At 44.6% G+C, this 5,049-nt stretch carries 6 protein-coding genes; 2 read left to right on the top strand and 4 right to left on the bottom strand.

Annotated features, from left to right (window positions below; translation table 11 throughout):
- Positions 1-247: 247 nt before the first annotated feature.
- The 4 genes from AAFM34_RS20310 to AAFM34_RS20325 all read right to left on the bottom strand — a co-directional run bounded on the left by AAFM34_RS20310 (position 248) and on the right by AAFM34_RS20325 (position 2,964).
- Positions 248-499: a hypothetical protein gene (locus tag AAFM34_RS20310; protein ID WP_239174579.1), complete on the bottom strand. Its 252-nt coding sequence runs from the start codon at positions 497-499 to the stop codon at positions 248-250.
- The gene (locus AAFM34_RS20315; RefSeq protein WP_341665997.1) at positions 483-2,204 is read right to left on the bottom strand and encodes an SgrR family transcriptional regulator; all 1,722 of its coding nucleotides are present in this window, start codon (positions 2,202-2,204) and stop codon (positions 483-485) included. Before AAFM34_RS20315 ends, AAFM34_RS20310 begins: the two co-directional genes overlap by 17 nt.
- A 76-nt stretch (positions 2,205-2,280) precedes the next feature.
- Positions 2,281-2,514: a DUF3389 domain-containing protein gene (locus tag AAFM34_RS20320; protein WP_160927869.1), complete on the bottom strand. Its 234-nt coding sequence runs from the start codon at positions 2,512-2,514 to the stop codon at positions 2,281-2,283.
- The gene (locus tag AAFM34_RS20325) at positions 2,515-2,964 is read right to left on the bottom strand and encodes a hotdog fold thioesterase (RefSeq protein ID WP_239174574.1); all 450 of its coding nucleotides are present in this window, start codon (positions 2,962-2,964) and stop codon (positions 2,515-2,517) included.
- 83 nt (positions 2,965-3,047) lie between these two features.
- Between AAFM34_RS20325 and AAFM34_RS20330 the strand changes: the two genes are divergently transcribed.
- On the top strand, positions 3,048-3,836 hold the full coding sequence (locus AAFM34_RS20330) for a M48 family metallopeptidase (RefSeq protein WP_114786182.1): 789 nt from the start codon (positions 3,048-3,050) through the stop codon (positions 3,834-3,836).
- Between the two features lie 79 nt (positions 3,837-3,915).
- Positions 3,916-4,473: a PhnA domain-containing protein gene (locus AAFM34_RS20335; RefSeq protein ID WP_152431924.1), complete on the top strand. Its 558-nt coding sequence runs from the start codon at positions 3,916-3,918 to the stop codon at positions 4,471-4,473.
- The last annotated feature ends 576 nt before the right edge of the window (positions 4,474-5,049 follow it).

The raw sequence follows: 5,049 nt of genomic DNA on the forward strand, positions 1-5,049 counted from the left end.
CAAAATCTTGACTATCTTACCGTACATTTTCGTTCCATTGGACCTCAAACCCCTTCCATTGGGAGTACCTATTTGATTGCAGTAAAGTGGAGTAAAATTTCGACAGCGAGATTCTATCACTTTTAAAAATCAATGATACCCCGAAATGACAATTTTATACTTTTTGTGGCTCAGGCCTTAAAAACGACGATTTAGGCTGATTTTTAGCACACTGCGTTAAATGATATTAGGGGTATATCCGCCTCTTTTATTTAAAAACCACCTTACCACCAATCATTTTGAATGCTGGCGTACCTCGTATCAAAGTATCGCGCGCAAACTCAATGCCACATTGAGGGCAATGACAAGGTGTAGAAGTAAAATCCGCCACGATTCGTTCTTTAAAGCATTTTACTAAGGCTCCTTTTCCACCCTTTCGGTACTTGAACAGCTCACAGCGACATTTGGCACAATAAATATCGACAGTTTTGCTCGGTTGCTTCTTATTCGGTTTCGCCATTTACTTGCTCTCTTTCTACTACCTGCTCAGGTTTGAGCCATACCTGACTAAAATCAAACCAACCCAGCGCATTGCATTTGGCATTTTGCAGCGCGCCGCATTGTTCTCTACCAATGCCTAGCCAGCAGTGAAACATGGGTATGATCTGCATACGATCAACTAAAGATTTACCAATTTCTCTTGCCGGAAAGCCACTATCTTCTTGCCCTTGCCATGTTTGGACCAATTCGAGCCAATCGTTGAAATCTTCAGGGTTACAAAACTGTTCAATATCACTGTAATTAAGCAGCCAACCTGCTAAACCATCGTCGCGATGAGTAGAAATTCCCATCGGTTTTAACCAAATATCCACTTGCTCGGGGTTGGGTAAAGAAACATCGTATTTCACCAGTTCAACCTCAAGATTATCTTGCTTGAGAAGCGCTTCAACACTTGGGATTAAAACCGGAAATGTCGGATGCTGGCCGTGATAAGCAATCGTCACCTTGCGATAAGAAGGCGGAGAAGTATAGTGCCCTTGAGCGGTATGATGATACCACCCCGGCTTTAAGCCATGTGCCGGAAGAACGCCCAACTCAACCACCTTTTCTTGCGGCAACAGATTGTAAAGATTTAAAGACCCTAGCCGCTGGCTAAAGTAGTTTGCCCATTGATCGGATTTAGCCAGACCACTTCGACGATTAAGTAAGAAATAAGTACAGCCTGGATCTAACTCGACATCTGTCGGCTTTTCAGTGGTTTGTTTTATGGTGTTTTCCATACTTGGAAACAAGATAGAGCCATAAATATCATTAATGACACACACTTCCACTCTGTCAATCAAAGGTCTAAACCCAAAATATCCATCAAAAGCTTGCAAAACAAGGTGTGTTTTGGTGTTGCTGACGATTTTATATGGCCCAGTCCCGACCGGCATTTGATCGTAATCCGCAGATCGACTGCTTTCAGGAAGCAAGATTTTGGCATCAGACTCGGACAGCATCAAAGGCAGATGATAATTGGGCTTATCGAGCAAAATATCCACCACATATCGGTTAGGACTCGTCACATCGCAAATATGCCGATACAGAGGTTTACCCCTAAGTGCGAGTAGTGAGTCGACGACTATTTCAGTGGTCAGCTGTTCACCATTATGAAAACGTACGTTGGGCCTTAAATAAAAGCGCCAATGTGTGGGTGAAAGCATGTCCCAGTTGTGGGCCAAATCTGGGCTAAGCGATTCATCTTCATCCAAACGGGTTAAGCCACTAAAGATTTGCCTTGCGATATGTTGCTCAGAGCGGCGTACTGGTTTGCGCGGGTTAAGCATAGAGAGCGCTCGGTAATACGGAAGACGCAGCACTTGCTCGCCTTCTTGCTGCTGCACGCCTAGATAATTTTCAACGATTTGCGCTAATTTAGCTGCGTCTTGATCTAAAGCATTGAGCGCTTGAGTGATCTTGCCTTCTTCCAGATATCGTCTGGCGAGGTTTTCACTTACATCGGTTCGGCTACGTTTAAAATTGAGCTGCGAAAGCTTACCTCGGCCCGGCGAAGGGTGCCATTCAATCCACCCCTGCTCTTCCATTTTGTTTAATACAATCCGCGCATTACGCCTAGTGCAAAACAAAATATCAGTGATCTCTTCTAATTGAATACCACAATTTTGACCATTGTAGTGTTCAAATAAGGTTTCAAATTGAACCCGTAGTCTAGGACTGCTCATAAAGAGGAAATCTCAATCAAAGTGAACTCTGTTAAGTTTCCTTATTTATGAGCAATTAGGCAAGCTTAGGATACGGTTATTGAAGTTTTAGCCCCATTTGTTCAGCAATCAGACTAAGCTGCGCTTCGTTATCAAGCTTGATCGACCATTTATTTTCCGCCCCGTGAGCAGCTATCACATTGGCACCTCGACCAATCAGTTGCAGCGCATCGGTTTGAGCTTGCAGAGTAATCATATGCTCAGACGCCAGTTTAATGACTAGCTCATGAGGGGTAACAATGATTTTACCCGCCGAGAAATCAATCACCATCTAACTTTCCTTAAACGAATGCTTGGCATTACGCTTCTTTTTTACCGCGATGGTTAAGCGACTGGTGCACACTAACCGTTCTCTGTCGTCACGAATATCGATTTGCCACACTTGGGTCGAGATCCCTAAATGCACAGGCTCTGCGCGACCAGTAACTTTGCCCTCTCGCATTGAACGCACATGATTGGCGTTGATGTCTAGCCCAACGCAATACGAGTCTTCACTGACGCACATGTTAGCTGCTATCGAACCTAGCGTTTCAGCAAGCGCCACAGATGCACCGCCATGTAACATACCAAAGGGTTGATGGGTAAAATGGCAGACAGGCATGGTCGCTTCAATGAAGTTATCACCAAATTGGGTATACACTATACCCAGATGACGCATTAAGGTGTTTTCTGAGGTCGCATTTAAGCCATCGAGATCAAACGATTGTTTCCAGATTGTCATACAAGTTCTCTCATGATTCATTACACAGCATTTTAGTCAAATGATATGATTAAAGGAATAATAACAATCATACCGAATAACTTATGTATAATTCATTGAAACGCCTCACTTTATTGAGTGCAATCGGCTTGATGGCGTGCAGCTCATCACCAACAGGTCGTCAGCAATTGCTGCTTTTTTCAGACCAAGACATGAGCACGCTTGGCGCTCAATCCTTTGAGCAAATGAAACAAGATCAAAAAATCAGTACTAATCGTAAAACCAATGCCTATGTCCAGTGTGTAGCCAAGGCGGTCACTTCGCATGTACCCGCTCAGGCTGGGTTTAAAGATTGGGAAGTGGTGGTATTTGATAGTGAACAGGTCAACGCTTTCGCCCTGCCCGGCGGCAAGATTGGTGTTTACACCGGCCTGCTTGATGTGGCGAAAAACCAAGACCAGTTGGCCACCGTCATTGGCCATGAAATTGCTCACGTGTTAGCTGATCACAGTAATGAGCGCCTATCACAGTCACAACTTGCCAATGCAGGGTTACAAATTACCAGCGCTGCGCTTGGTTCCTCGCAATACGCCCAATACCAAAGTGCCACTATGGCTGCCTTGGGGCTTGGCATTCAATATGGTGTGCTGCTTCCTTATGGCAGAACCCAAGAATCTGAGGCTGATTTAGTCGGCCTAGAACTGATGGCAAAAGCAGGCTTTGATCCGACACAAAGTGTTGAGCTGTGGAAAAATATGGCCAAAGCTTCTGGGGGCAGCCAACCGCCCGAGCTGCTATCAACTCACCCATCGCACAGCACGCGCATTCAAGATTTGTCAGCGAAAATAGCATCTTTACCCAATTACAACATTAAACGGCCTAACTGCTCATAATGAGCATAGGCCTTTATTTTCAAGTCATAACATGGATAATAACGCCCTTCATTAATTACCTCTACTATGTGAGCCTATTATGTCTTCAGAAGCGACAATGTTGGAACGCTGTCAATCAAAATGCGAACTGTGCGGCAGTGATACCCCTCTTACCGCTTATCCAGTTCCGCCCCACAGCCATGTTACCGTTGATCAGGCGTTAATGGCGTGTGAAAAATGCCTTGGCGAGATAGACAGCCCTGAAGACATCAACCACTGGCGCTGCCTTAATGACAGCATGTGGAGTCAAGTCCCTGCCGTCCAAGTTACCGTTTGGCGACAATTGACTCGTCTAAACAGTGAAAGCTGGGCGCAAGATGCACTAGACATGATGTACATGGAAGAAGAAACCATGAACTGGGCCATGCAAGGCATGTCGGACGATGATAAGCCGCTTGATTGTAATGGTGTAGAACTGAAAAAAGGTGACGACGTAACGGTAATTAAAGATCTCCCTGTTCGCGGCACCAACCAAGTCATCAAACAAGGCACTGTGATCCGCGGCATCAGTATTGGCGATGATCCTAAGCTAGTCTCCGGCAAAGCTAACGGCGGCCAGTCTATGTACGTTATCGCAGAGTTCTGCCGTAAGAAGTAATCACAGGTTACTTTCGTGAGATAAAAAAGGCGCTCAATAAGCGCCTTTGTTGTTTTAGGCATTCAAGCCAAGTACTAGCCGATTAACCCAAAAGACGCCACCAAACTTTGCAGTGAAGACATAAGCTCTGTATTCACATGGGTTGAAATAAAACTGATAACCTGCGCTTTATCGTCGGCTAGCAAAGATAAAGCCTGATCATAACCAGCGCCTAGCCCTTTAACTCCTTCAGTTCAATTGGTATTAATCCCCCTACAATCTGGGTGATATGGATATACCTTACAATCAACTTTGCCCGCAATCATAGCAAAACCCCTTCAAATCTTTTTAAAAACAATGTAATACTGAGATTTCGCCATACTAACTAATTGCTTTTTTATAGCAAATAGTTGCCAAATTCTTTGTTCAAAGTTAGATACCAAGCCCAGAAAGGGGAATTGTCGTGCTAGATGGGTTGGGGGTTCGTATTGAGGGAATAATGTATTTTGATAAAATTCTCTGGCGATCACAAGTCCAGCTTAAAATTGTCGGATAGGCGACACCTGTTACCAGATGCCGCCCTCCTAAGAACCGTAC

It is taken from the genome of Vibrio sp. (assembly GCF_038138445.1).
Classification (GTDB): Bacteria; Pseudomonadota; Gammaproteobacteria; order Enterobacterales; family Vibrionaceae; genus Vibrio.

Coding starts and splice junctions, on each gene's coding strand:
- AAFM34_RS20335 (WP_152431924.1), top strand. CDS start 3,916: ATGTCTTCAGAAGCGACAATGTTGGAACGCTGTCAATCAAAATGCGAA.
- AAFM34_RS20310 (WP_239174579.1), bottom strand. CDS start 499: ATGGCGAAACCGAATAAGAAGCAACCGAGCAAAACTGTCGATATTTAT.
- AAFM34_RS20320 (WP_160927869.1), bottom strand. CDS start 2,514: ATGGTGATTGATTTCTCGGCGGGTAAAATCATTGTTACCCCTCATGAG.
- AAFM34_RS20315 (WP_341665997.1), bottom strand. CDS start 2,204: ATGAGCAGTCCTAGACTACGGGTTCAATTTGAAACCTTATTTGAACAC.
- AAFM34_RS20330 (WP_114786182.1), top strand. CDS start 3,048: ATGTATAATTCATTGAAACGCCTCACTTTATTGAGTGCAATCGGCTTG.
- AAFM34_RS20325 (WP_239174574.1), bottom strand. CDS start 2,964: ATGACAATCTGGAAACAATCGTTTGATCTCGATGGCTTAAATGCGACC.